A 25,082-nucleotide genomic window follows, 5' to 3' on the forward strand; every position below is an offset into this window, starting at 1 on the left:
GGGGGGCGGGGTGGTGGACGCGGCCCACGAACGGGTGTCAGGAGTGAGCTATGTCACTTCTCCGCACGGTCCGAACGCCCCGGGGATGGCGCGTCGTGCCCAGCGGCGTGGACCGGCCCGGTCCACGGGGGCCGTGGTGCGCACCGCGGCCGGGCGACCGGCACCGACGAGGATTTCCCGCGCCAGGATGAGCGTTCTCTCGGGGATGACCCCGGGACCCGGATGCGGAGTCTCCACCCAGGGGAGTAGACCGACACGCGGCGGCTCATCCTCCTGGAGGCCCGGCAATCGGTACGCGGGCATGACGACCGGTGCCGCGGTGCGGCCTAGATTTGAGGTCGAGCGGCGGGTGAAGCACTCGTCCCCCGAGGCCAGCACTCGCCGCTCGCCGACTCGACAGGAGAAGGATCATGACGGACACGGCATCGCGGACGATCGTCCGCACGCAGGGGCGCAGGGCATTCGCCGCGTTCGGCGTCCGCCGGCCCGGGACCCGCCACCCCCTGGTGGCGGCGGCCATGGTTCTCCCCGTCGCGGCCCTGCTGATGTTCGCCTTCGGAGGCTGGCAGGCAGTGGTCACACAGGCGTCGTCCGTGGGCGTGATGCTGGGGCGCTGAGCGGCGCCCCGGGCCCGGGAGAGCGGTCCGGGCCAGGGACATCCGGCCAACAACCCCGTGGGGACGGGGGTGCGGCGGACGGCAGCGTTTGTCCGGTCAGCTGGGGAGCTGGCCGGACATCGCGCTGTCCGGACCCACGGGCCGGGTCCGGGCCCCGTACGCTCCCCGGAGAGAAGGTCCGCACCGACCGGGGGAGACCGTGACCGCATCCGCTCTCGTCCAGACGCTCGCAGCCGCTGCCGGAGGTGCCGCACATCCGCCGGGGCTCTCCTCGTGCGGCGACTGCGAAGGGGATGCCACCGTCCTCGCCGACCGCCCGGACGGCGCCGTGGTCCGGCACGGCGGCGCCGTGGCGAAGGCGCACGCCGCCGACACCGACCGGTCGGCCCTGGCGGTACGGGTGGAGGTCGCCGCCCACCCGCTGCTGGCCGGCATCCTGCTGCCCCCGCTGACCCGCCCGTCCCCGGCGGGCCCCAGAGCGGTGACCGCGTGGCCCTACGGCACCCCGGTGGATCCCGCAGACCCGGGCGCCGCGCCATGGGAGGAGGCGGCCACCCTCCTCGCCCGGCTGCACGCGGTCGCCCCGGGCCTGCTCCACGGGCCGCTGCCCCCGATGCGCGGCCCCGCCAAAGTGGCCCGCGCCCTGGCTCGTATGCGCACTGCACAGCCCGACCGGGCCCTGACGGGACCCGTGGAGCGGGCCTGGCGGTGTCTTCCCGGATGGGCCCGCGGCGAGACTGCCGCGCCACCGGCACGCGGCGGCCGGCTCTGTCACGGCGATCTGCATCTGGGTCAGCTCGTCAGACATCCCGTGCCCCAGGGGCCGTGGCTGCTGATCGACATCGACGACCTGGGCGTCGGCGACGCCGCCTGGGACCTGGCCCGTCCCGCGGCCTGGTACGCGGCAGGACTGCTGCCGCCGCTTGTCTGGACACGTTTCCTGGGCGCCTATCGTGCCGCGGGCGGCCCCGCGGTGCGTGCCGGAGGCGACCCGTGGCCCGAACTCGACGTACCCGCACGGGCGCTGACCGTGCAGACCGCGGCCCTGGCCCTGGCGAAGTCCGCCGCGGAGAGCCGGCCGCTGGACGAGGCCGAGCAGGTCATGCTGGATTCCTGTGCCCGGATTGCCGCCCTCCCGCCCGAGTTGACGTGTGAGGCGTCATCGTAGGGTGAACACACCTGAACCGAGGCGAGGAGTTGAGCCGAGCATGCAGTGTCCCAAGTGCCACGCACCGATGCACACGTACAACCGCAGTGGCGTCCAGATCGAACAGTGCAGCGGCTGCCGGGGGATCTTTCTCGACTACGGGGAGCTCGAGTCACTGACCCGTCTGGAGTCGCAGTGGGGACAGCAGGCCCCGCCCGCGCCACCCGCGCCGCAGGGCTACCCCGCCCAGCAGGCCCCTGCCTGGGGTGCGCCGCAGCACGGCGGCGGCCATTACGGCGGTCACCACGGCGGCCACCACGGCCATCACAACAAGGGCTTCGGCCACATGCTCTTCTCCTCCTGACCGGGAGGAACGACGGAGCCCCCGGCCGAGGGAACGGCCGGGGGCTCCGGGGTGTGTGCGCGATACTGGGATTGAACCAGTGACCTCTTCCGTGTCAGGGAAGCGCTCTCCCGCTGAGCTAATCGCGCGGGACCGTGCGTGGAACGGTGGAAATCCTTACTGCGTACTGCGTGCGCGATACTGGGATTGAACCAGTGACCTCTTCCGTGTCAGGGAAGCGCTCTCCCGCTGAGCTAATCGCGCGGGACGGACACCCAGCCGAAGCGGGGATCCAGTGGACGATACTGGGATTGAACCAGTGACCTCTTCCGTGTCAGGGAAGCGCTCTCCCGCTGAGCTAATCGTCCTTGGAGGTGGAGACGGGATTTGAACCCGTGTAGACGGCTTTGCAGGCCGTTGCCTCGCCTCTCGGCCACTCCACCAGGAGTGCGGGGGTTCGGGTGGATCCCCCGTCCTGCGAGCGGACGACCAGGTTCGAACTGGCGACCTCAACCTTGGCAAGGTTGCGCTCTACCAACTGAGCTACGTCCGCTTGTTTCCGGGCCACTCGCGCGTCCCGGCGACGTGGTGAACTCTAGCGGATTCCCGGGCCAGTACAAAAACGCGTTTCCGCAGCGTGCTGCGGTGCGTTCGCTGCGGAGTCGTCCGGCGGTGGCGGGTCCTAGACTCGTAACCGTGCTCCACCTCGCTCCTTTGGCCCGCTTCGGCGGCCGGGTCGCCTCCGACCTGCGCGATGTCACCAGTGACCCCGCAGCCCTTGACTCGTCCGGTTTCTGGGCGGTGACCGCGGACTTCGACGGCCGGCTGGTCTGCGCCAGGTTCGCCGACGTACGTACCGAACCGGTGCCCCCCGCGGTCCCGGGACGCTGGCGCGGGCCCGCCGCCGGTGACTGGACGTCCTCGCTCGACCACGCCGCGTATGTCGACGGCGTGCGGCGCATCCGCGATCATGTCGCGGCCGGCGACGTCTACCAGGTCAACCTCTGCAGGGTGCTCTCCGCGCCGCTGCCGGAGCCGGCCGACGCGGACATCGACGCGCTGACCTCACTGCTGGCTCTGGGGAATCCCGGCGCATTTGCCGGAACGATTCGGCTGCCCGCGCACGGCGTGGAGACGGCCACAGCTTCCCCCGAGCTCTTTCTCCGACGGTCCGGCCGGACCGTCGAGTCGGGCCCCATCAAGGGGACCGCACGCACCCCCGAAGCGCTGCTGGCGAAGGACTACGCGGAGAACGTGATGATCGTGGACCTGGTGCGCAACGACCTCGGCCGGGTCTGCGCCACCGGATCGGTCACCGTTCCGCAGCTCTGCGGGATCGAGCCCTATCCCGGTCTGGTGCATCTGGTCTCCACGGTCCGCGGCGAGCTGGCCGAAGGTGCCGGGTGGCCCGAACTCCTGGCTGCCGCCTTCCCCCCGGGCTCGGTGACCGGAGCGCCCAAGGCGAGCGCCCTGCGCGTCATCGAGGAGCTGGAGACGGCGCGGCGCGGCCCCTACTGCGGCGGCATCGGCTGGGTGGATGCCGACCGTGGCACCGCGGAACTGGCGGTGGGTATCCGTACGTTCTGGATCGACCGCACGGCCGGGGGCGGCCCGGTGCTGCGTTTCGGAGCGGGCGCCGGCATCACCTGGGGTTCCGACCCCGAGGGGGAATGGGAGGAGACCGAGCTCAAGGCGTCCCGGCTGCTCGCGATAGCGTCGGCAGCGAAAGTGCCGACCGGAAGGACCACTCCATGAAGATCTGGGTCAACGGCGGCCTTCGGGACGCCGACACAGCGCTGGTATCCGTCTTCGACCACGGGCTGACCGTGGGCGACGGCATCTTCGAGACGGTCAAGGCGACGGATGGGCGCACGTTCGCGCTGACCCGGCACCTCGAACGGCTGACCCGCTCGGCCCGGGGGCTCGGTCTGCCCGACCCCGATCACGACGAGGTGCGGCGGGCCTGCGCGGCGGTGCTCGAGGCCAATCCGATGCCGCTGGGCCGGCTGCGGATCACCTACACCGGTGGCTTCTCCCCACTCGGCTCGGAACGCGGTGACGCCGGCCCCACGCTGGTGGCGGCGCTCGGTGAGACCACTCGCAGGCCCGACACCACCGCCGCTGTCACCGTGCCCTGGACGCGTAATGAACGCAGCGCGGTGGCCGGGCTCAAGACCACCTCGTACGCCGAGAACGTCGTCGCGCTCGCCAGGGCACACGCCGATGGCGCCACCGAGGCGCTGTTCGCCAACACCGGCGGCCGGCTCTGCGAGGGCACCGGGTCGAACGTCTTCGTCGTCGTCGACGGGGAATTGCACACCCCGCCGCTGGCTTCCGGCTGTCTCGCGGGCATCACCCGTGCCCTGGCCATCGAATGGGCCGGCGCACGTGAGAGCGATCTGCCGCTGGACGTACTGCGGCGTGCCGACGAGATCTTCCTGACCTCGACGCTCCGCGATGTGCAGGCCGTGCACCGCGTCGACGGCCGTGAACTCGCCGACGCACCGGGCCCGGTCACCGCGAAGGCCATGCGGATCTGGGACGAGCGCGCGGCCGGCGACCTGGATCCGTAGACCCGGAATCGGGATGCGGACGGTGTGAGGCGGCGGGGCGGCCCGGTGCGGTGAACGGGGATGACGCCGGCGGTTACGCGGGTACAACTCCCCTGATGACCACGACTCTGCGGCCGGCCGGGCCGCTTCAGCAAAGCGCCGAAGGCGCGAAGTCACGCTCCTACGAGGTGTGCGTGAACGGCCGTCCGGTGGGCGTCGTCGATCTGCGCACGGACGACGCATTCGGGCCGTCCTGGGGTGTCGTCGGCGGACTGCGGATCGATGAACCGGACCGCGGACGCGGACGGGGGACGGTCGCGGCGCTCGCCGCCGAGGAGGTGCTGCGCGGCTGGGGCTGCACCCATGTGCGTGTCTGCGTACCGGCCGGGGCACCCGGCGCTCTGCGGATGGCCGCCGCGCTCGGCTACGTCGAACGCAGCAGCCACATGCTCAAGGAGCTGCCGCTGCGGCCTCCCGAGCTGCCCGCCGGTGTCGGGGGCCGGGGCATGCGCGAGGATGAGTACGGACAGTGGCGGACTGCCGCAGTGAGCGACCACGCGCAGGTCTGGACCGACCTCGGGGTGGCGGAGGCCGATGCCCGCGCCAGAGCCGAGGCCGACCACCGCAGAAGGCTCCCCGAGGGGCTCGCCACCGCCGGCACGGTGATCGATGTGCTGGTCGCCGACGGAGGCGTGGTCGGCCATGTCTGGGTCTCGGAGGCCGAGGTGCTCCCGGGCAGGCGCGGCACCCTCGTCCTCAAGGTGGAGGTGGCCGAGGAGCACCGGGGGCGGGGCCACGGCCGTTCGCTGATGCTGCTGGCCGAGCGCGAGGCAATCGCGGCCGGGTCACGGCTGATCAGACTGAACGTCTTCGCCGGGAACGCCCCGGCCCTCCGGCTGTACGAGTCTCTCGGGTACCGCACGGTCGAGCGTCACTGCGCGAAGCGGCTGCTCTGAGCGCAGGTCCGGACGTCAGCCGGTGAGCAGCCGGTCGGCGATCTCCTCGACACGCTCCCGCAGCCCCTGCCGGCTCTTCCCGCCGTCCAGCCGCTCTCCGCCGATGACATACGTCGGAGTGCCGGTGACCCCGATCGCTCTGCCCTCGGCCTGGTCGGCGTCGACGACCAGCATGTGCCGCCCGTCGATCAGCATGGTGTCGAACTCCTCGGCGTCGAGGCCGAGTTCGCGGGCGGTGTCGAGCAGCAGCGGCTCACCCTGCGACGCGAGCTGCTCGGTGCGGGCGAGAACCGCCTCGGTGTAGGCCCAGCCCTGCCCCTGCTCGAACGCCTCCTCCGCGGCCTGGGCGGCGGCATAGGCGTGCTTGTGCTTGTCGAGGGGGAAGTGCCGCAGACGCAGCTCGAGCCGGTCGCCGTAGCGGGCACGCAGCGCGTGCAGGTCGTCGAGGGCGCCGCGGCAGTCGGGGCACTGGAGCTCGCACCAGACGTCGAGGACGACGGGGCGGACGGGAGAGGAGTCGCTCATGCCCCCAGTCTCCCAGCCTCGCCGGGCGGGGTCCGACCGGGACCTGAGGAGGAGCCGCCCCCCGAGATCTCCCTGAGGTCGGACCCGATCGTGGATTGTGCACCCCGGTCAGGTGCAGGATGGAGGAAATACTTCACGGCAGGAGGAGACGGATGATTGCCGAGACCATCTGTTCCGCGGTGTCCGCGGCAGGGCTGGGCATCGCCGCGATCACGGCGTACCGCAAGCGCTTCCTGTCGGCCACGCGCATCGCCGCGTACTCCCTGGTGCCTGTCGGGCTGGTGCTCACCGGTGTGATCGGCTGGGTGTCCGACATCGCCTTCAAACCGTCCATCTGGCTCGGCTTCGTCCTGCTGGGGACCGCCTGGCTGCTCTTCGCCTTCACCAGGGCCGTCGAGCGGCGTTCGGGCCGTACCCGCAAGGGACGCAAGGCAGCCAGGGACGCACAGCGTGAAGCGGTCGCTCCCGCGGCGTCCGCGCCCTCGCTGTCCGGACGCGCCGAGGCGCCGCAGCCGCAGGCGAAGCCCAAGGCCGCGGCGGCCCCGGAGGACTTCTCGGACGTGGAGGCGATCCTGAAGAAGCACGGCATCTGAACGGACGACCGCAGGCGCCCCCGCCGGGCCGGACCTCCCGGCGCCGGCCGGGGTCGGCCGGGTTCGTGGGCACGGCTGCGGCTGCCGTCGCAGGTGCCGGGGGCCGCACTCACGTTCCGTCGGCGCACAGGTGTCCGCGCCCCGGCGGGCCCCAGCGAACTCCCCACGAACATATGCGTGTTGGCCAGCGAAATCAGGGCCGCTGAGTCATCATCGGGCCGAGATGCTGGATACCTCCCGGGACGATGTCACCGTCCCCACCCCTGCCCCCGAGCCGCGTGGCTGTCTCTTCGCGCTCTCCCAACCGCCCCTCATGATCTTTCTCGGGGTGATCGGCGCTCTGCTGCTGATGGCGGCCGTGCATGATCTGTTCCTGCTGTGAGGCGAGGTGTCAGCCCGTCGCGGCCTTGCGCCGTGCCCGGTAGGCGGCGACATGGAGCCGGTTGCCGCAGGTGCGGCTGTCGCAGTAGCGCCGGGAGCGATTCCGTGACAGATCCACGAAGGCGTGCCCGCAGTCCGGCGCCTCGCAGCGGCGCAGCCGTTCCTGTTCGCCTGCCACCACGATGAAGGCCAGAGCCATGCCTCCGTCGGCGGCCAGGTGGTCGGCGACCGAGGCTCCGGGCGCGAAGTAATGGACATGCCAGTCGTAGCCGTCGTGATCGGTGAGCTGCGGGGTGGTGCCGGCGGAGGCGACGAGCTGGTTGACCAGCGCGGCCGCCGTGCGGGCGTCGGCAGCCGCGAAGACGTCGGCGAACCGGTCCCTGACCTGCAGTACGGCTGTGCGGTCGCGCTCGGTGAGGTCGCCCACCCCGCTGACCGAGTACCGCTGCACAAACGCGTACAGCGCTTCGATGCCGGCAAGGGGATCGGTGTCTCCACTGCCCTCCGGGGCGGTATTCACCAGACCGACCACCGCGTCGAGGGCGATCCGGGTGTCGTGGGGGATCAGCACCGTGCACTCCCTGGCCGGCGGCGGGCCGGCGCCCGCCGATGGTCGCCGACTCTAGCCGCTCGGCCGGAGCGGCACGAAGTGCGCGTGCCGGGTACGCCGGGAAGCGCCGGACGCCGCCCCGGCGGTGGATTCCGCGGGAACGGCGCCCGGCGTGTGCCGTATGAGGTTGTCTGCGCGGTGCCGTCGCCCCGAGTCGGACGGCACCGTGCGTCTCGCAGCCCGGCTCAGCTTTCGGCCAGGATGTGCGAGAGCTCCGTGTCGAGATCGAAGTGACGGTGTTCCGTACCGGGTGGCACGGCGGCGTCGGTCCGCTTGAGGAACGACTCCAGTGCCCTCGCTGGGGCTTCGAGCAGGGCTTCTCCCTCCGGAGAGCTCAGGGCGATGCAGACGACGCCCTGACCGTGGCTGCGTGACGGCCAGACTCGGACGTCGCCGGTGCCGGTGGGCCTGTGCAGGCCCTCGGCCAGGAGATCGCGGGCGAAGACCCACTCCACGGTCTCTTCGGCTCCGGTATGGAAGGTGGCATGCACGGCATACGGATCGGCCGTGTCATACCGCAGGCCCGCGGGTACAGGCAGTGATGACTCGCTCGACACAACGAGGCGCAGGTGCAGCTCGCAGCTGACCGTGGTGTTCATAAGCGCCAGGGCCTTTCGCTCAGTGTGCGCTCGGGGATTCGCACGTCGGCGAAATCGACATGCCACCTACGGTGCCGTTGTAAACCCCTCTGTCCGTTTTGTGGCCCTTCAGGTCCCTCGTACGGCTGAATGTGACTTTGTGCCATTACTCCATTGCAGTGACACGGTTCGGAGCCGTGGTCGGCTCCGAACGATCCGGTAGGTTGGCCGCATGAGTACGGAGAGTGACGGGCGGGACGAGGCTGCCTCCGCCGCAGGACTCGGTTCCAGGGCGCCGGAGTTCATCAGGGCGTCCAGGGCCCTCCACCTGAGCTGGCAGGCCGGCGTCTTCCTGGTCGGGCTCGCCGTGGTGGCCGCGGGCATCGTCATGCTGCCCCTGCCGGGCCCCGGCTGGCTGGTGATCTTCGGGGGCATGGCGGTCTGGGCGACGGAATTCGTCTGGGCGCAGCTGGTGCTGCGCTGGACGAAGCGGAAGGTCACCGAAGCCGCGCAGAAGGCTCTCGATCCACGGGTGCGGCGGCGGAACATCGTCCTGGCGTCGATCGCCCTGGTGGTCGTGGCCGCCCTGCTCGTGATCTATGTCAGGCAGTTCGGTTTCGTCATGCCGTGGAAGACCGGCCGGTGACGCGGGTGGTCGGGGGCGCCTCCGCTGATGCGGTAATGTTTGCGTCGCACCCGGGCGATTAGCTCAGTGGGAGAGCGCTTCGTTCACACCGAAGAGGTCACTGGTTCGAACCCAGTATCGCCCACCGTCCGGACCGATGGCCCGGAGGTCTCAGACCTCCGGGCCATCGGTCTGTCCCCAGCCGTTCCGGGTGGCCGGCCCGGCATGTCACCGGCCGGGACACCCGGCTGATCAGTTCATGCGCGCCAGCCGGTCCCGGAGCCGGCGCGCGTCGCGCAGCCGCTGTTCGTAGGTCGCGCCGACCGCCAGCAGCAGCATCCCGGCGAGGGCCGGCGGCAGCCAGCGGGGGAGTGCGCCGGCCACCTGCACAAGGTACGGGGCCAGCTCGTGCACGGCGTCCAGCGCGAGCACCGCGCCGCCCAGCGCGAGCGGCGCCTGGAGCCGCAGCCGCGCACCCGTCAGGGTGACACCCAGCGCCGCCGCGCCCAGCAGCAGCGGCCGCAGCCAGTGGGTGTCGCCCCAGGCCGCGAAGAGACTCGGCAGCAGTGTCGCCGACAGCCCGGGGCCGTAGGCGGTCCAGGACGAGGCCTGCGGATCGCTGCGGCGGCGCAGCAGGCCGACGGCCAGGGCGGGGACGGTGACGGGCAGGGTGTACGCCTCGGGGACGGTGACACCGGAGTCCGCGAGGCGCACCCAGGTCGCCAGTACGAACAGGACGGGGGCCGCGAAGCCCACCGCCCGCCGTTCCGGCCGCACCGCGGTGCCCGCGGTGATCACTGCGCCCAGAGCGAGCACCAGTGCCAGCGAGGCCGTGTCACCGGCCGCGAGTGCCACGGCGACCAGGCCGGCCGCCGCCGCGGCGGTCTCCGCCGGCAGCGCCAGCGGGTGGCGGCGCAGCCGGGCGGCCAGGCCGGCCACCACGGCGGGCACCGCCAGGACCAGCAACGCCGTCCGGTGTGGGGGAAGTCCGAGCGCGGCACCCGAGGCGCCGGCCAGCCCGGTCGCGTACACCACGGCCGCGCACGCCGTAACGGTCCGTATCGCAAGCGCCGCCGGAGCGGCGGCCGCGCCGGCGAAGGCCACGAGCAGCACGGCGAGAACAGCGAAGGTGGCGGACTCCTCCTCCGTCGCCGCCATCGAGACCGCGAACGCCCCCGCCAGCGCACAGCCCAGCGCGGTCACGGCCGGCGCGCCGGCGCCGGCCGCCGCGCTCAGGCGTACCGAGGCGGCCAGGGCCGCCACGGTCAGCGCGGTGTACAGCGTGACGGCTGCCGGCCAGGGCAGCGAAGCGGCGGCGGGAAGGACGAGCACGGCCCCCCAGCCCAGGACGAGCGCGCCGCAGACGGCCTCGGTGCGCCACCGAGCCATCGCACTCGCCGACGCCTGCGCCACCGTCAGGACCGCCGCGATCAGGAGCAGGGCCGCCGGTGCCGCGGGGAGAGCGGGCCAGGGAAGGCGGAGGGAACCGGGCGCACCCGCCCAGACCCTGTCCAGCCGGGCCACCGGAGCCAGAACGGCAACAACGACCGGCGGCAGCGCCCAGAGCGCCACCGCTGCCTGAACCCCGCAGGACGCGGCCACGACGCCACGTACGACAGGACGGGGCACCCGGGTACGCACCACCGCCAGCAGGCCGATCGCGCACACCAGAGGCACGACAGGAGCCCACTCGTCGGCAACCGCGGTGCGCACCACCCCGCCGGCCGCCGCGACCGCCGCCAGTCCCGCCACGACCGCCGCGGCGGTCGAGCGCAGCCGCCACGATGCGGACAGTGCGACGGCCGCACCGGCCAGCAGAAGCGCCCCGGGCGCTGCCGCGGCCCCCGCGGTGTCCGCGGACAGCGCCGGCCCGCAGGCCGTGAGCAGCGCGGCTCCGCCGGTCCCGGAAGCGCCGGCGCAGGCGATGACCCGGATCATCTTGTCCTTGTGCCCCAGCAGGACCGCCACGTCGAACGACGCGGTCGCCAGCAGGGCCCAACCGGTCGTCAGGGCACCGCCGCCGGCCGACGACGCCCACAGCAGCAGCGGCAGCTGCGCCGCGACCAGCGCGGCGGGCAGCGGGAGCCGCAGCCTTCCGAGCGCTGTGCCGTACCCCGCCCAGAGCAGCGCGAGAACTGCCGCCGAGCCCGCGGCGAAGGCCGCCGCTCCGCTGTCCCGGGCCGCGAACTGGTGCAGTGCGTAGGTGTCGAGAACCGTCAGCGCCAGGCCGGTGCCCGCCACGGACTCGGCCGTCGAAACCAGTCCGCGGCGAAGCAGGACCGGCGGGGCCGCCAGCGCCGCCGCGGTGAGGGCGCCGAGCACAGTGGCCCGGCCGCCGATGCCCAGATGACCCCAACTCACCACGGTGAAGGCGATCGCAGCGATGGTCAGCAGTACCCCACCGAGGGCGAGCAGTACGTTCTGCGCACTGGGCGGGGAGGTCTCCGGCAGCGGTGCGTGCCGGCCGGGCGGGGTCTGGTGGCTGCCCTGTGGCTGGACCGGCGCGGAACGCAGTGCGGCGAGGAGCCAGGCCCTGCGGGTCAGCAACTGGGATCGCCGGGCGTCGAGTTGTGCCAGCTCGCGGTCCAGAAGCACCAGCTCCTGCGCGGGTGGCGGAAGGTTCTCCATGACCGCTGAGTGTGGCCCGGGACACACCCGGTGCACAGGCGCTCGGATACTCAGATCGGTACTGAGTACCTGGTGCCGTCCGACCCGCCCCGAGCTGCCCGTAAGGGTTTGAAGGATGCCCGGCGCGCCCTGTATGGTTCAGTCCGTTCCCGGGCGATTAGCTCAGTGGGAGAGCGCTTCGTTCACACCGAAGAGGTCACTGGTTCGAACCCAGTATCGCCCACCGGGAAGGGCCGGTCCGTCATCGACGGACCGGCCTTTTTTCATGGGGCCTTGGGAGGCCCGCACGGCCGCGGTCAGGCTGCCGCGGTCAGCTCGGGCCGCAGCGGCCAGGAAGGATCCACCGCCTCGGGGGTGCCCTGTCTGGCGAACCAGGCCTGCAGGCCACGGGCCTGCGCCGCGTGCCAGCCCGCCTGCAGGGCGTGGAGCTCGGTGGCGGTCAGCCGTTCCAGCCGGCCGGCGTACCGGCGCCCGATCGCCCGGACGAGTTCGAGGGCGGCGGTTGCGTCGGCCGCCGCGTCGTGTGCGCCGTCCAGCACCACCTCGTACTGCTCACACAGATCGGTCAGGGTGCGGCGGCCCTTGCGGTAACGGTCCAGGTGCTTGTCCAGCACCCTGGGGTCCAGTACACGCAGCGGGGACTCGCCCAGATACCGGTCGAGTGACGAGGCGCGATGGCGGCGCAACTCACGGTCCAGCAGCGTCAGATCGAAGGGCGCGTTCATCACGACCAGCGGGCGCCCCGCGGCGCACTGCTCGGCCAGCGCCTTGGCTATCTCGGCGACCACCGGCGACGGCCACCGGCCGTTGCGCTGCAGATGCAGGTCGGTGAGACCGTGTATCTCGGTGGCGCCGGCGGGCACCGGGATGCCCGGATTCACCAGCCAGCGGGTGATGCGCGGCCGGCCGCCGGCCGCGTCCTGGACCACCAGGGCGGCCGAAACGATGCGGTCCCCCTCGACGTCCACGCCGGTTGTCTCGGTGTCAAATGCGGCCAGTGGCCCCTCGTACCAGCACGGCATGTCCCAACTCCTCGCACTCACTTGGCGGATGGCGTGCGACATCTGCCCGATTCGGTGATACCCGGCTGTTTGCGACATACGCCGACCGGAGACAACACAGGTGACGGGCCGGGACATTGACGGTCCGCCACCAGGAAACCGGTCGGCACATTTCCGGAAGGCACACCACACTCATGGCGCTCGCGCAGCCCGAACGGGGCGATCTGGCACCCGAGCGGTTCGCGCCGCTGCGCGGCTCGCTCGCCACCACCGCCTGCATGGAGACCTTTCAAGTGGGGTATCTCCACGCGGTGGCGGCGGCTTCGGGCTGCTCGCTCTCCCAGCCCTTTCCGGACAACGGCATCGACTGGCACGTCAGCCACGGCGCCGCCGGACACACCGTTGACGACGAAGTGACGATCAAGGTGCAGCTCAAGTGCACTTATCAGATAGCCCCGCACCCGCCGGGCGCGGCCTTCTCCTTCACGCTCGACAACGCCCATCTGGTGAAGCTGGCCCGCACCCCCGTGTCGGTGCACAAGATCCTGGTCGTGATGCTGGTGCCGCGGACTCAGGACGACTGGCTGCGGGCCGGACACGAACGGCTCGATCTGCGGCACTGCTGTTACTGGACCAACCTGGCAGGCCACCCCGTGACGGGCAGGCGAAGGACCACCGTGCGGATCCCGACCTCGCGGATATTCGACGACCGAGCGCTCTGCGAGATCATGACCCGTGTCGGGGCCGGAGGGAGACCCTGATGCAGCACCGCCCGATCCATGAGCCGGTACGCCCCCACCCGGTCGATGCCCCGGGAGTGTGGGACGGCAGCGAGGGGCCGGACCCTTCCAGGGTCGACCCGGCGGTGCTCGGCGCACTGCTCGACCGGCACGGCTGGCGGCGCCGCGGCGGGGCCGCGGGTCGTTACGCGCGTTGGACGCCGCCCGGCCCGGCCGGCCGCGGCACCAGCGTGCTCGTTCCGGAGAGCCGCGCCTTTCCGGACAGCGAGGACCTGTTGGCCGAGGCGCTCATCGCGCTGGCCCGCTGCGCCGCGCCCTCGGCCCGCGAGGTGCTGGTCGCCCTCTCCGCGCCCAGCGACGAGATCCGCTGGTCACGGGAGACGGCGGAGGGCCTGGCCGGCGTCGCCCCCTGGACCGTCCAGGAGCAGCTGCGGTCGGCGGCGAGCCAGATGCTGCTGGCCGGTGCGCTGTCGGCCAGAGGCCGTGCCGGGTACTACGGCGACCGGCACCGCCGGCAGGCCCGCTCCCTGCTGGAAGGCGTACTCGGGGGCCCCGCATCGGACGGGCGCGGGCTGACCGCGTTCGTACCGGTGGAGCCGGGCCGCGCCGCCGTCGTACGGCTGCACCACGCACTGCACGCGGCCAGGGAGGCCGTCGACTACCAGCGGGCGACCGGCGGGATGGAGGCCTTCGGCACCGCGGTGCAGGCGGGTGTGAGCCGTGAACTGACCGAGGCGGTGATCGCGCTGGTACGGGGCACCGAAGGGGCCCGGATCACTCTTGCCTGGTCACCTGCCGCCGGAGTGCCCGACGGCTGCGCCGCGCGGCCCGAACCGGTCGAGTTCTCGCCGGGCGATCTGCCGGCCCTGCGCCAGGCGGGCGCGCACTATCTGAAGGACGAGCCCTCGCTTCCGGTGCGGATCACCGGCGCGGTGGTGCGGATGCGGCGCTCCTCGCCGGGCGGCCCGGGCACGGTCCGGCTGCGGGTGCTGGCCGGGGTCGAGGTCTCGCACGTCCGGATGGTGCTCGACGAGGAGGCGTACCGGATCGCGGGCCACGCGCATCTGGTCGGACTGCCGATCCGCGTGTACGGCAGGCTGGAGAGCCGGGGTGGATTCCGCAGGCTGACGGGCGCCGACGGAGTGACCCCGGTGCGCGTGGACGAGACGGAGCGGGACCGGCTGATGAAGGCCCTCCAGGAGAACCTCGACTTCTTCGAGGAGGCCTGCACCGGGGATCTCTGACCGCGCGAAGGCCGCCCGGCCCCGGCCCGGGCCAAACCGTTTCGCATTGGGCTCCCCGGGCTCGGTACGATTCAGGCGCGCAGTGTTCCGCTGTCGCACCCCCTGAGTCAGGAGAGACCGGTGTCAGACGTCCGTGTGGTCATCCAACGCGATTCCGAGCGGGAAGAGCGCGTGGTGACGACGGGCACTACGGCAGCCGAGCTCTTCACCGGTGAGCGCACCGTCGTGGCGGCCCGGGTGGCCGGCGAGCTGAAGGACCTCGGATACGCCGTGGCCGAGGGCGACGAGGTCGAGCCGGTGGAGATCTCGTCCGAGGACGGCCTCAACATTCTGCGCCACTCCACCGCGCATGTGATGGCGCAGGCCGTGCAGGAGCTGTTTCCGGACGCGAAGCTGGGCATCGGGCCGCCGGTCAAGGACGGTTTCTACTACGACTTCGATGTCGAACGCCCCTTCACACCCGATGACCTCAAGGCCATCGAGAAGAAGATGCAGGAGATCCAGAAGCGCGGCCAGCGATTCTCGCGCCGGGTGGTGAGCGACGAGGCCGCCCGCGAGGAGCTGGCCGCCGAGCCGTACAAGCTGGAGCTCATCGGGATCAAGGGCTCGGCATCCACCGACGACGGCGCGGACGTCGAGGTGGGCGGGGGCGAGCTCACGATCTACGACAACATCGACGCCAAGACCGGTGAACTGTGCTGGAAGGACCTCTGCCGCGGTCCGCACCTGCCCACCACCCGGAACATCCCGGCGTTCAAGCTGATGCGCAACGCCGCGGCCTACTGGCGCGGCAGCGAGAAGAACCCGATGCTCCAGCGTATCTACGGCACTGCGTGGCCGTCGAAGGATGAGCTGAAGGCGCATCTGGAGTTCCTGGCGGAGGCCGAGAAGCGCGACCACCGCAAGCTCGGCAGCGAGCTGGACCTCTTCTCCATCCCCGAGCAGATCGGCTCGGGCCTCGCGGTCTTCCACCCCAGGGGTGGCATCATCCGCCGGGTCATGGAGGACTACTCGCGCAAGCGCCACGAGGAGGAGGGGTACGAGTTCGTCTACACCCCGCACGCCACCAAGGGGAAGCTGTTCGAGACGTCGGGGCACCTGGACTGGTACGCCGACGGCATGTACCCGCCCATGCAGCTCGACGAGGGCACGGACTACTACCTCAAGCCCATGAACTGCCCGATGCACAACCTGATCTTCGACGCGCGTGGCCGGTCCTACCGTGAACTGCCGCTGCGCCTCTTCGAGTTCGGGACCGTGTACCGCTACGAGAAATCAGGCGTCGTGCACGGCCTGACCAGGGCCCGCGGCTTCACCCAGGACGACGCGCACATCTACTGCACCAAGGAGCAGATGGCGGACGAGCTCGACAAGACGCTCACCTTCGTCCTCGGGCTGCTGCGCGACTACGGTCTGAACGACTTCTACCTGGAGCTGTCCACCAAGGACCCGGAGAAGTTCGTCGGCTCGGACGAGATCTGGGAAGAGGCCACCGAGACCCTGCGTCAGGTGGCCGAGAAGCAGGGTCTTCCGCTGGTCCCGGACCCCGGGGGCGCCGCCTTCTACGGCCCGAAGATCTCGGTCCAGGCCAAGGACGCCATCGGCCGTACCTGGCAGATGTCGACGGTGCAGCTGGACTTCAACCTGCCGGAGCGCTTCAACCTGGAGTACACCGGCCCCGACGGCAGCAAGCAGCGCCCGGTCATGATCCACCGTGCCCTGTTCGGCTCCATCGAGCGATTCTTCGCGGTGCTTCTCGAGCACTACGCGGGCGCGTTCCCGGCCTGGCTGGCGCCCGTGCAGGCGGTCGGCATCCCCATCGGCGACGCCCACATCCCGTATCTCCAGGAGTTCGCGGCCGAGGCGCGGAAGCAGGGGCTCCGGGTCGACGTGGACGCGTCGTCCGACCGGATGCAGAAGAAGATCAGGAACCAGCAGAAGCAGAAGGTTCCGTTCATGATCATCGTTGGTGACGAGGACATGAACGCCGGCACGGTGTCGTTCCGATACCGCGACGGCTCACAGGAGAACGGCATCGCCCGCGACGAGGCGATTGCCAAGATCGCCCGGGCCGTCGAGGACCGCGTCCAGGTCTGATCCGTATGCAGGGGCCGAGGCCCCCGGGAGAGCCTCAGCGGCTCCCCGGGGGCCCGTTCTCGTCCCCGCGGGTGAACACGTCGAGCACCCAGGACGAGAACGCACCGGTCACCGCGCCCAGCAGGGCGATGCCGCACGCCATCAGTCCCACCGCGATCAGCCGTCCGAGTCCCGTCACCGGGGCCACATCCCCGTAGCCGACCGTGGACAGCGTCGCGGCCGCCCACCACACCGAGTCCCCGAAGGTGCGGATGGTGGCGTCCGGCGCGGAGCGTTCGCTGCTGTAGACGGCGAGAGCGGCGGCGAAGCCGAGCAGCACGGCAGACAGACTCGCATAGGCCATCACCCTGGCCTGCAGGCTCAGCCGCGGCCGGGCCCGCCGCTGCTGTACGGCGCTGTACACCTTCACCATGCGCAGAGGCCGCAGCAGCGGCAGTACCAGTACCAGCGTGTCCAGCCAGTGCGAGCGGGGGAAGCGCAGGCCCTGTCCGCTCAGTACGAGCCGGATCGCGTAGTCCGCGGCGAAGACCACCCAGGTGGCCAGCGCCAAGGCCAGTGCGACGTCGCGCAGCAGCGCATCGGCCCTCTGGGCCAGCACAAGGACCGCGTAACAGGCCAGGAAGAGCACGGAGGCAGCGAACAGCGGCACCTCCGTGCGTGCCTCCCAGCGGGGCAGGCGCTCAGCGGCCTCCTTGACGTCCATCGGCCCAGCATTGCCGCACCGGGGCGTCGCGGCGCCCCGGCGACGCGGTCCGAATGGGGGAAGTCCTATGCTGCTCAGCATGACGAGTGAGCCGGAACAGCAGATCGGAGTGGGCACTCAGGACGCGTTCCAGCGTCTGTGGACGCCCCACCGGATGGCGTACATCCGGGGTGAGAACAAGCCGACTGGACCGGGGTCGGACGACGCGTGTCCCTTCTGCTCGATTCCGTCGAAGTCCGACGAGGACGGTCTGGTCGTCGCGCGCGGGCTCCATGTGTACGCGGTGCTCAACCTCTACCCGTACAACGGCGGCCATCTCATGGTCGTGCCGTTCCGCCATGTCGCCGACTACACCGAACTGGATGTGCCGGAGACCGCCGAACTCGCCGCCTTCACCAAGCAGGCGATGACCGCGCTGCGTACCGCGTCGGGTGCGCACGGCTTCAACATCGGCATGAACCAGGGTGTCGCCGCCGGCGCCGGGATCGCCGCGCACCTGCATCAGCACGTCGTACCGCGCTGGGGCGGCGACACCAATTTCATGCCGGTCGTCGGGCACACCAAGGTGCTGCCGCAGCTGCTGGCGGACACCCGGAAGATGCTCGCCGACGCCTGGCCCGTGTGACGGACGGCTGCGCCCGAACGGCTCCGGAGGGAGCGGCTCGGGCGCAGGTGAGCAACGGTTCGTCAGGCGCGTGAAGGTGGTCAGGCGTCGTAGACGTCGGCTTGGCGCGGCGGCGCGTCCTGGACGAGGCCGCTGAGTATCAGCGAGCGGCTGGTGAAGCGCTCGGTGTTCACCCCGTGCTCGTCGAGCACCCGCATGGCAGCGGAGTGGACGGCCCGCAGTACCGGTGTCGCCGCACGCATCGCGTCATCGGCCATGAACCGGTGCCGCCAGGGCTTGTCGGCCCAGGCGTGCCGCATACCGAACGGCTCGGGCAGGGTGATCCGGCCGCCTGCCCAGTCGAGGACCCCGGGGAACCAGGTGAGCGGGGCCCGTGCCGCCAGCCGCACGACCTCGTCCGTCTCCACCAGCGGCAGATGGCGCTCCGTCGTCTCCCAGAACTTGACGGTCTTGTTGACCTCTATGGTCTTCGGCGCGGGCTTGGTGGTGAAGAGCGCGTGCACCGGACCCAGCGCGTGCCCCGTCACCTCGATCCGCAGCGTCTCGTGCAGCACCGTGACGGTGATCAGCATGGTGATCACCAACTGACCGTCCCAGAGGGTGAACTGCACGCCGAGATAGTGGCGGTTGCCGCTGCCGAACTGCTGCTCGTTGCAGATCCGCTGTATCTCGTGGCCCTTGATCTGGAAGGCGTCGACGTCCTCGCCTTCGGGCCGGCTCACCTCGGCGGCGTTCTCGCCGATGGGGGAGACGATCCAGTGCTTGACGGAAGGGGTGGGGAAACCGCCGGTGTGCAGCGGACCGCGCTCCAGCATCCGCAACCGGTCGTGGACCGCCCTGATGACATCCCAGCTGCGGAAGCCGTGGATCTCGGTGCCCTCCTTGAGCGGGATGAGCTCCTCGGCGAGCTGCCAGCTGCCCCAGCGCGTGCCCATGCCGAGTATCCCCTTGGGCCCCGCGTAGAAGACCGCGTTGGACTGCTGCTCGGCGGTCAGCTTCGCCAGTGACTGGCGCAGCCGCTCCGCTGCCGTCTCGGTGGGGTTGCGCGGCACGGCCTCGGGGATCTTGGCGCCGACCGCGCCGCCGGACAGCAGGTCCTCCCAGCGGGCCCTCAGATCCTTCGCCGTGCCCTCACAGATCCTTTTGGCCCAGACCCACCCTATGGCGGGGGCGACGATCATCGCCCGGAGATAAAGGGCCAGAGGACCGCCGAACGGCAGCTTGATCAGAAAGAGCACCGCCAGCCCGGCGACGCCGACCAGCAGGACGGTGCCCAGCGCCCCGGCGCTGCGGTTCCTGGCTCCGCCCAGGGTGCGCCGCAGCTGGAACACGGCGAGCCACAGCACGAGCCCGGGCAGGAACACCAGCCCGAAGACGGTCATCACCAGGGTGAGCTTCGTGTCCCTCTCCTTGCGGATCCGGGTCGCGGCCAGGCAGTGCTCCACCACCGTCTGGGGTTCGGTCCCGAACGACTGGATGAGCGGCTTGCGGGTGCCGCCGAGCATCCTCACCTGTACGGCGCGGGAGAAGGACTCGCCCAGATTCGGCTCGAAGAGCGAGAACCTGCCCTTCTTCACCTGGGTCTTGTGCCACTCGTTGTTCGCTTTGAGCAGGTCCTCGACCGGGCTGTCCCGATACGCCGCCGAGGCCAGCGCATGGGTCGCAGCGGTCTGGCCTGCGGATCCCTGGAGCGGGATCTGTGCCCCCGGAATGAAGTCGAATCCGTCGTTCGCCACCGCTGCCCCCATCGCCGCACTCAACCGCTGCTGCGGCTGTTCCCAACTACCTTGCTCCGCACACCTTCTGAGCTGCGGCCCCAGCGTATCCGTGGCACTCCTCGTCCGTCAGGGGACACCGGAAGACCGCCGGCCGCAAGGCAGCCGGGCGCACGAAGGGGTCGACTACAGGCCGTTTCCCGCCTGTTCGCGGACCCGGTCGGCCACCTGCGGCGGCATGGGTTCGTGCCGGGCGTACGAGCGGCTGAAGCGCCCGGTGCCGTGCGAGACCGACCGGAGGTCGACGGCGTATCTGCCGATCTCGATCTCCGGAACCTCGGCGCGTACCAGTGTGCGCCCCGGGCTTGTCTGTTCGGTGCCCACCACCCGGCCGCGCCGCCCCGAGATGTCGCTGATCACCTGGCCCACGAAGTCGTCGGGCACCAGTACCTTCAGTTCGGCCACCGGTTCGAGCAGATGGATCGGGGCGTCGAGGGCCGCCTCCCGCAGTGCCAGCGCACCCGCCGTCTGGAACGCCGCGTCCGACGAGTCCACCGAGTGGGACTTGCCGTCCCGCAGGGTGACTCGGATGTCGACCAGTGGATGGCCGGCCGCGACACCTCGCGCGGCCTGGGCCCGCACCCCCTTCTCCACGGAGGGGATGAACTGCCGCGGCACCGAGCCGCCCACCACCCGGTCGACGAACTCGATCCCCGTGCCGGGCGGAAGGGGCTCCACATCGATCTCGCATATCGCGAACTGCCCGTGCCCCCCGGACTGTTTGACGTGCCGGCCCCGCCCCGCCGACCGTGCGCCGAATGTCTCCCGCAGCGACACCCGGTAGGGCACCGCGTCGACCTGGACCCCGTAGCGGCCGCGCAGCCGGTCGAGGGCCACATCGAGGTGCGCCTCGCCCAGACACCACAGCACCAGCTGACCGGTGTCCGGGTTCTGCTCGAGACGCATCGTCGGATCCTCGGCGACCAGCCGTGCGAGCCCCTGGGAGAGCTTGTCCTCGTCCGCCTTGCTGTGCGCCTCGATGGCGAGCGGCAGCAGCGGGTCCGGCATGACCCAGGGCTCCATGAGCAGCGGCTCGTCCTTGGCGGACAGGGTGTCCCCGGTCTCGGCGCGGGTCAGTCTGGCCACGCAGGCGATGTCACCCGCCACGCACTGGCCGAGCGTGCGCTGCTGTTTGCCGAAGGGTACGGAGAGCGCACCGATTCGCTCGTCGACGTCGTGATCGGCATGGCCGCGTTCCGTCATGCCGTGCCCCGACACATGGACGACTTCGTCCGGCCGCAGCGTGCCCGAGAAGACGCGCACCAGGCTGAGCCGGCCCACATACGGGTCGGACGCCGTCTTGATCACCTCCGCGACCAGCGGACCGCCGGGATCACAGCCGACGGCCGGCCGGGCGGCGCCGTCCGGGGTGGTGACCGCCGGCGCCTCGCGTTCCGGCGGGGTGGGGAATCCACGGGTGATCAACTCGAGGAGTTCGACGGTGCCCAGGCCCTGACCTGTGCCGTCAGCAGCGGGCGCCGCCGCGAGCACCGGGTGGAAGACCCCGCGGGCGACGGCCTTCTCCAGGTCCCCGATGAGGATCTTGATGTCGATCTCGTCGCCGCCGAGATAGCGGTCCATGAGGGTCTCGTCCTCGCTCTCCGCGATGATTCCCTCGATCAGGCGGTTGCGGGCCTCTTCGGCCACCCGCAGGGCGTCCCCGAGCGGGACCTCCTCGCACCGCCCGGACGAGTAGTCGTGGAGCCGCTGGGTGAGCAGGCCGGTCAGCCCGGTCGCCGGGGCATGACCGTCCGGCCCCTGGGGCCCGTACACCGGCAGATACAGCGGCAGCACGGCGTCGGGGTCGTCGCCGAAGACGCGGCCGCACACTCCGGTCAGCTCGTCGTACCCGGTACGGGCCGTGTCCAGATGGGTGACCACGATCGCCCGCGGCATCCCCACGGCAGCGCACTCCTCCCACACCGCGCGGGTCGCCCCGGCGATGCTGCCGGCGTCCTGGGCGGCCGAGACCACGAAAAGGGCCGCGTCCGCAGCGCGCAGACCGGCCCTCAGTTCACCGACGAAGTCGGCGTATCCAGGCGTGTCCAGAAGGTTGATCTTGATGCCGTCCCACTCGACCGGCACCAGGGACAGCTGCACCGACCGCCCCCGGCGGTGCTCGATCTCGTCGTAGTCGGAGACGGTCTGTCCGTCCTCCACCCGGCCGGCCCGGTTGATCGCTCCTGCGGTCAGTGCCAGGGCCTCCACCAGCGTGGTCTTACCCGAACCGCTGTGGCCGACCAGCACCACATTCCGCACGGACGCCGGCCGGCCGGCCGACGGATCCCTGCCCGCGGCTCCGGTGTGCGTGCTCGACTTGTCGCCCATGATTCTTGCCTCCCGTGCACGGTGAGGTGTCAGGGCGCGGACAGCGGAGGGGCCGCAGTGCGTGGCGGCACCGGTGGCGCCCGCGGTCATTCGAGCTTTCCACTCGGCTCACGATGCGTCCATACGTGCGCCCGCCGGAACAGCACGGCAGCCCGGCGGAGAGAGGGCCCGGCGGTGGCGCCCGCCGGTCCTGGCTACGATGGGCCAGCCGGTGGCCAACGGGGCCGCGCGGCCCACCGACCCATCGGGAAGGCCATGCTGAACAAGTACGCGCGTGCATTCTTCACGCGTGTCCTCACGCCGTTCGCCTCGTTTCTGCTCCGCATCGGGGTCAGCCCCGACGCGGTCACTCTTGTCGGCACGGCCGGGGTGATGGCGGGTGCGCTGGTCTTTTTCCCCCGGGGAGATTTCTTCTGGGGCACGATCGTCATCACGCTCTTCGTCTTCTCCGACCTGATCGACGGCAACATGGCCCGTCAGGCCGGCGTCTCGAGCCGCTGGGGCGCATTCCTGGACTCGACGCTCGACCGGGTCGCCGACGGAGCGATCTTCGGCGGATTCGCCCTCTGGTACGCGGGCAGCGGCGACAACATCGTGCTCTGCGCCGTCGCCATCTTCTGTCTCGCCAGTGGCCAGGTGGTCTCGTACACCAAGGCCCGCGGTGAGTCGATCGGCCTGCCGGTGGCCGTCAACGGTCTGATCGAGCGGGCAGAGCGCCTGGTCATCTCGCTCGTCGCCGCCGGTCTGGCCGGACTGCACGCCTTCGGGGTGCCCGGCATCCAGATCCTGCTGCCGATCGCGCTGTGGATCGTGGCAGTGGGCAGCCTGATCACCCTGGTGCAGCGCGTCGTGACGGTACGCAGGGAGTCCGCAGAGGCCGATACGGCGGCCGCCGCGGCCCAGGACAGCGAGGCGGTATGAAGGAGCGTCTGACCGACGCGCTGTACGGACTCGGCTGGAGCGCGGTCAGGAAGCTGCCGGAACCGGTGGCTGCCGGTCTCGGCAGGCGGATCGCCGACACGGTCTGGAAGCGCCGGGGCAAGAGCGTGCTGCGGCTCGAGTCGAATCTGGCCCGGGTGGTGCCCGACGCGACACCGGCGCGGCTGGCAGGTCTCTCGCAGGCCGGGATGCGCTCGTACATGCGCTACTGGATGGAGTCGTTCCGGCTGCCCGCATGGAGCACCGACCGGGTGAAGAACGGGTTCGACGTCAAGGACGTGCACTACCTGACCGAGGGACTCGCCGCGGGGCGGGGCGTCATACTCGCGCTGCCCCACATGGGCAACTACGACCTGGCCGGGGCCTGGGTCACCACGAAGCTCGGGGTGCCCTTCACCACGGTCGCCGAGAGGCTGAAGCCGGAGACGCTGTACGACAGGTTCGTCGCCTACCGCGAGGGTCTGGGCATGGAGGTGCTGCCGCACACCGGAGGCACGGCCTTCGGCACCCTGGCACAGCGGCTGCGGGCCGGCGGCCTGGTCTGTCTTGTGGCCGACCGTGATCTGTCCGCGTCCGGCGTCGAGGTGAAGTTCTTCGGCGAGCCCACCCGGATGCCGGCGGGACCCGCGCTGCTGGCCCAGCAGACGGGTGCGCTGCTGCTGCCCGTGACCCTCTGGTACGACGAGTCACCGGTGATGCGCGGCCGGGTCCATCCGCCGGTCGAGGTGCCCGAGACAGGTACCCGCGCCGAAAAGACGTCTGTGATGGCGCAGGCGGTGGCCGATGCCTTCGCCACCGGAATCGCCGAGCACCCGGAGGACTGGCACATGCTGCAGCGTCTCTGGCTCGCCGACCTAGAGACCCGCCGGGAGACCTCGTGAAGATCGGCATCGTCTGTCCGTACTCCTGGGACGTGCCCGGAGGAGTCCAGTTCCACATCAGGGACCTGGCGGACCATCTGATCCGCCTCGGCCACCAGGTGTCGGTGCTGGCCCCGGCCGACGACGAGACACCGCTGCCCGCGTATGTCGTGTCCGCGGGACGGGCCGTTCCGGTGCCGTACAACGGCTCGGTCGCCCGGCTGAACTTCGGGTTCATCTCCGCTGCCCGGGTTCGGCGGTGGCTGCACGACGGCACCTTCGACGTGATCCACATCCATGAACCGACCTCGCCTTCGCTGGGGCTGCTCGCCTGCTGGGCCGCGCAGGGTCCGATCGTGGCGACCTTCCACACCTCGAACCCGCGGTCGCGCGCCATGATCGCCGCTTACCCCATCCTGCAGCCCGCACTGGAGAAGATCAGCGCGCGGATCGCGGTGAGCGAGTACGCCCGCAGAACCCTGGTGGAGCATCTCGGGGGCGACGCGGTCGTCATCCCCAACGGCGTCGACGTCGGCTTCTTCGACCGGGCCGAGCCGAGACCCGAGTGGCAGTCGCAGGGCAGCCCGGACGGGAGTAAGCCGCAGTCCGGCGGCACGATCGGCTTCATCGGGCGGATCGACGAGCCGCGCAAGGGGCTCCCCGTGCTGATGCGGGCGCTGCCGAAGATCCTCGCCGAGTGTCCCGGAACCCGGCTGCTGGTGGCCGGCCGGGGCGACGAGCGGGAAGCCGTGGCGACCCTGCCGGAGGAGATGCGCGGGCGGGTCGAGTTCCTCGGCATGGTGAGCGACGAGGACAAGGCACGGCTGCTGCGGAGCGTCGATCTGTACATCGCACCGAACACCGGCGGCGAGAGCTTCGGGATCATCCTGGTCGAGGCGATGTCGGCGGGTGCGCCGGTACTCGCCAGCGATCTGGACGCGTTCGCCCAGGTGCTCGACCAGGGCGCGGCCGGTGAACTCTTCGCCAACGAGGACCCGGACGCACTCGCCGCGGCCGCCGTGGGTCTGCTGCGCGACGGCGCACGCCGGGAGGAGCTGAGCAAACGGGGCAGCGCCCATGTGCGCCGCTTCGACTGGTCGACGGTCGGCGCGGACATCCTGGCCGTCTACGAGACGGTGACGGACGGCGCGGCATCCGTCGACACCGACGAGCGGGTGAGCCTGCGGGCCCGGTTCGGCCTCGCCCGCGACTGAC

General features: G+C 71.0%; 24 protein-coding genes and 7 tRNA genes. 18 read left to right on the forward strand and 13 right to left on the reverse strand.

The features are described from left to right. Positions 1-410: 410 nt before the first annotated feature. From OHS16_RS26600 to OHS16_RS26610, 3 genes are all read left to right on the forward strand, one after another. On the forward strand, positions 411-617 hold the full coding sequence (locus OHS16_RS26600) for a hypothetical protein (RefSeq protein WP_328539779.1): 207 nt from the start codon (positions 411-413) through the stop codon (positions 615-617). A gap of 199 nt (positions 618-816) precedes the next feature. After that, entirely contained in the window at positions 817-1,785 is a 969-nt protein-coding gene (locus tag OHS16_RS26605; RefSeq protein WP_328539780.1) for a phosphotransferase family protein, read from the forward strand. A 40-nt stretch (positions 1,786-1,825) separates the two neighbouring features. Then, positions 1,826-2,128, forward strand: a complete 303-nt coding sequence (locus tag OHS16_RS26610) for a TFIIB-type zinc ribbon-containing protein (RefSeq protein WP_328539781.1) — start codon at positions 1,826-1,828, stop codon at positions 2,126-2,128. Positions 2,129-2,184: 56 nt separating this feature from the next. On the opposite strand, the gene OHS16_RS26615 is transcribed toward OHS16_RS26610, so the two are convergent. From OHS16_RS26615 to OHS16_RS26635, 5 genes are all read right to left on the reverse strand, one after another. Then, positions 2,185-2,256, reverse strand: a tRNA-Val gene (locus OHS16_RS26615). 43 nt (positions 2,257-2,299) lie between these two features. Continuing rightward, positions 2,300-2,371, reverse strand: a tRNA-Val gene (locus tag OHS16_RS26620). A 32-nt stretch (positions 2,372-2,403) separates the two neighbouring features. Continuing rightward, positions 2,404-2,475 (reverse strand) — tRNA-Val (locus OHS16_RS26625). Position 2,476: 1 nt separating this feature from the next. Continuing rightward, a tRNA-Cys gene (locus OHS16_RS26630) sits at positions 2,477-2,550 on the reverse strand. 37 nt (positions 2,551-2,587) lie between these two features. Next, positions 2,588-2,660 (reverse strand) — tRNA-Gly (locus tag OHS16_RS26635). 143 nt (positions 2,661-2,803) lie between these two features. On the opposite strand from OHS16_RS26635, the gene OHS16_RS26640 reads away from it, so the two are divergent. From OHS16_RS26640 to OHS16_RS26650, 3 genes are all read left to right on the forward strand, one after another. Continuing rightward, positions 2,804-3,862: a chorismate-binding protein gene (locus OHS16_RS26640; protein WP_328539782.1), complete on the forward strand. Its 1,059-nt coding sequence runs from the start codon at positions 2,804-2,806 to the stop codon at positions 3,860-3,862. Continuing rightward, complete coding sequence (locus tag OHS16_RS26645; RefSeq protein ID WP_328539783.1) at positions 3,859-4,680, forward strand: aminotransferase class IV; 822 nt, start codon at positions 3,859-3,861, stop codon at positions 4,678-4,680. Before OHS16_RS26640 ends, OHS16_RS26645 begins: the two co-directional genes overlap by 4 nt. 95 nt (positions 4,681-4,775) lie before the next feature. Beyond that, the gene (locus tag OHS16_RS26650; protein WP_328539784.1) at positions 4,776-5,615 is read left to right on the forward strand and encodes a GNAT family N-acetyltransferase; all 840 of its coding nucleotides are present in this window, start codon (positions 4,776-4,778) and stop codon (positions 5,613-5,615) included. A 15-nt stretch (positions 5,616-5,630) separates the two neighbouring features. Here OHS16_RS26650 and OHS16_RS26655 read toward each other — a convergent pair whose 3' ends face one another. Continuing rightward, on the reverse strand, positions 5,631-6,140 hold the full coding sequence (locus OHS16_RS26655) for a DsbA family protein (protein ID WP_328539785.1): 510 nt from the start codon (positions 6,138-6,140) through the stop codon (positions 5,631-5,633). 152 nt (positions 6,141-6,292) lie between these two features. Between OHS16_RS26655 and OHS16_RS26660 the strand changes: the two genes are divergently transcribed. Both OHS16_RS26660 and OHS16_RS26665 read left to right on the forward strand, forming a co-directional pair. Next, entirely contained in the window at positions 6,293-6,733 is a 441-nt protein-coding gene (locus tag OHS16_RS26660; protein WP_328539786.1) for a hypothetical protein, read from the forward strand. 223 nt (positions 6,734-6,956) lie between these two features. Further along, positions 6,957-7,115 carry a hypothetical protein gene (locus OHS16_RS26665; RefSeq protein WP_328539787.1) on the forward strand — a complete coding sequence of 53 codons (159 nt, stop codon included), beginning with the start codon at positions 6,957-6,959 and terminating at the stop codon, positions 7,113-7,115. 9 nt (positions 7,116-7,124) lie between these two features. Here OHS16_RS26665 and OHS16_RS26670 read toward each other — a convergent pair whose 3' ends face one another. Together OHS16_RS26670 and OHS16_RS26675 are read right to left on the reverse strand one after the other, a co-directional pair. Next, entirely contained in the window at positions 7,125-7,685 is a 561-nt protein-coding gene (locus OHS16_RS26670) for a CGNR zinc finger domain-containing protein (RefSeq protein ID WP_328539788.1), read from the reverse strand. Between the two features lie 224 nt (positions 7,686-7,909). Then, positions 7,910-8,323 carry an SsgA family sporulation/cell division regulator gene (locus tag OHS16_RS26675; protein ID WP_003959770.1) on the reverse strand — a complete coding sequence of 138 codons (414 nt, stop codon included), beginning with the start codon at positions 8,321-8,323 and terminating at the stop codon, positions 7,910-7,912. Between the two features lie 211 nt (positions 8,324-8,534). Here OHS16_RS26675 and OHS16_RS26680 point away from each other — a divergent pair, with 211 nt between their 5' ends. Then, positions 8,535-8,948: a TIGR02611 family protein gene (locus OHS16_RS26680; protein ID WP_328539789.1), complete on the forward strand. Its 414-nt coding sequence runs from the start codon at positions 8,535-8,537 to the stop codon at positions 8,946-8,948. 52 nt (positions 8,949-9,000) lie between these two features. Beyond that, positions 9,001-9,072 (forward strand) — tRNA-Val (locus OHS16_RS26685). 107 nt (positions 9,073-9,179) lie between these two features. Here the strand turns inward: OHS16_RS26685 and OHS16_RS26690 are convergent. Further along, positions 9,180-11,555 carry an SCO7613 C-terminal domain-containing membrane protein gene (locus tag OHS16_RS26690; protein WP_328539790.1) on the reverse strand — a complete coding sequence of 792 codons (2,376 nt, stop codon included), beginning with the start codon at positions 11,553-11,555 and terminating at the stop codon, positions 9,180-9,182. Between the two features lie 151 nt (positions 11,556-11,706). Between OHS16_RS26690 and OHS16_RS26695 the strand changes: the two genes are divergently transcribed. Next, positions 11,707-11,778, forward strand: a tRNA-Val gene (locus OHS16_RS26695). A gap of 73 nt (positions 11,779-11,851) precedes the next feature. Here OHS16_RS26695 and OHS16_RS26700 read toward each other — a convergent pair. Further along, positions 11,852-12,577, reverse strand: a complete 726-nt coding sequence (locus tag OHS16_RS26700) for a 3'-5' exonuclease (protein ID WP_328539791.1) — start codon at positions 12,575-12,577, stop codon at positions 11,852-11,854. A gap of 173 nt (positions 12,578-12,750) precedes the next feature. On the opposite strand from OHS16_RS26700, the gene OHS16_RS26705 reads away from it, so the two are divergent. The 3 genes from OHS16_RS26705 (at position 12,751) to thrS (ending at position 16,637) form a co-directional block, all read left to right on the forward strand. Next, the gene (locus OHS16_RS26705; protein ID WP_328539792.1) at positions 12,751-13,317 is read left to right on the forward strand and encodes a DUF4365 domain-containing protein; all 567 of its coding nucleotides are present in this window, start codon (positions 12,751-12,753) and stop codon (positions 13,315-13,317) included. Beyond that, positions 13,317-14,540 (forward strand): hypothetical protein, encoded by a 1,224-nt coding sequence (locus OHS16_RS26710; protein ID WP_328539793.1) that lies wholly within the window; start codon positions 13,317-13,319, stop codon positions 14,538-14,540. Before OHS16_RS26705 ends, OHS16_RS26710 begins: the two co-directional genes overlap by 1 nt. A gap of 120 nt (positions 14,541-14,660) precedes the next feature. Then, complete coding sequence (gene thrS / locus OHS16_RS26715; protein WP_328539794.1) at positions 14,661-16,637, forward strand: threonine--tRNA ligase; 1,977 nt, start codon at positions 14,661-14,663, stop codon at positions 16,635-16,637. 34 nt (positions 16,638-16,671) lie between these two features. On the opposite strand, the gene OHS16_RS26720 is transcribed toward thrS, so the two are convergent. Continuing rightward, the gene (locus tag OHS16_RS26720; protein WP_328539795.1) at positions 16,672-17,340 is read right to left on the reverse strand and encodes a potassium channel family protein; all 669 of its coding nucleotides are present in this window, start codon (positions 17,338-17,340) and stop codon (positions 16,672-16,674) included. A 67-nt stretch (positions 17,341-17,407) separates the two neighbouring features. On the opposite strand from OHS16_RS26720, the gene OHS16_RS26725 reads away from it, so the two are divergent. Continuing rightward, the gene (locus OHS16_RS26725) at positions 17,408-17,965 is read left to right on the forward strand and encodes an HIT family protein (protein WP_328539796.1); all 558 of its coding nucleotides are present in this window, start codon (positions 17,408-17,410) and stop codon (positions 17,963-17,965) included. A gap of 80 nt (positions 17,966-18,045) precedes the next feature. Here OHS16_RS26725 and OHS16_RS26730 read toward each other — a convergent pair whose 3' ends face one another. Then, complete coding sequence (locus tag OHS16_RS26730; RefSeq protein ID WP_328539797.1) at positions 18,046-19,713, reverse strand: hypothetical protein; 1,668 nt, start codon at positions 19,711-19,713, stop codon at positions 18,046-18,048. Positions 19,714-19,866: 153 nt separating this feature from the next. Beyond that, positions 19,867-22,068 (reverse strand): elongation factor G-like protein EF-G2, encoded by a 2,202-nt coding sequence (locus OHS16_RS26735; protein WP_328539798.1) that lies wholly within the window; start codon positions 22,066-22,068, stop codon positions 19,867-19,869. A gap of 255 nt (positions 22,069-22,323) precedes the next feature. On the opposite strand from OHS16_RS26735, the gene pgsA reads away from it, so the two are divergent. Genes pgsA through OHS16_RS26750 form a run of 3 tightly spaced genes read left to right on the forward strand, consistent with a single transcriptional unit; the run spans position 22,324 to position 25,081 of the window. Next, complete coding sequence (gene pgsA / locus OHS16_RS26740) at positions 22,324-22,989, forward strand: phosphatidylinositol phosphate synthase (RefSeq protein ID WP_328539799.1); 666 nt, start codon at positions 22,324-22,326, stop codon at positions 22,987-22,989. Beyond that, the gene (locus tag OHS16_RS26745; protein WP_328539800.1) at positions 22,986-23,888 is read left to right on the forward strand and encodes a phosphatidylinositol mannoside acyltransferase; all 903 of its coding nucleotides are present in this window, start codon (positions 22,986-22,988) and stop codon (positions 23,886-23,888) included. Before pgsA ends, OHS16_RS26745 begins: the two co-directional genes overlap by 4 nt. Further along, positions 23,885-25,081: a glycosyltransferase family 4 protein gene (locus OHS16_RS26750; protein WP_328539801.1), complete on the forward strand. Its 1,197-nt coding sequence runs from the start codon at positions 23,885-23,887 to the stop codon at positions 25,079-25,081. Before OHS16_RS26745 ends, OHS16_RS26750 begins: the two co-directional genes overlap by 4 nt. The last annotated feature ends 1 nt before the right edge of the window (position 25,082 follow it).

Source organism: Streptomyces sp. NBC_00344, from assembly GCF_036088315.1.
Taxonomy (GTDB): Bacteria; Actinomycetota; Actinomycetes; order Streptomycetales; family Streptomycetaceae; genus Streptomyces.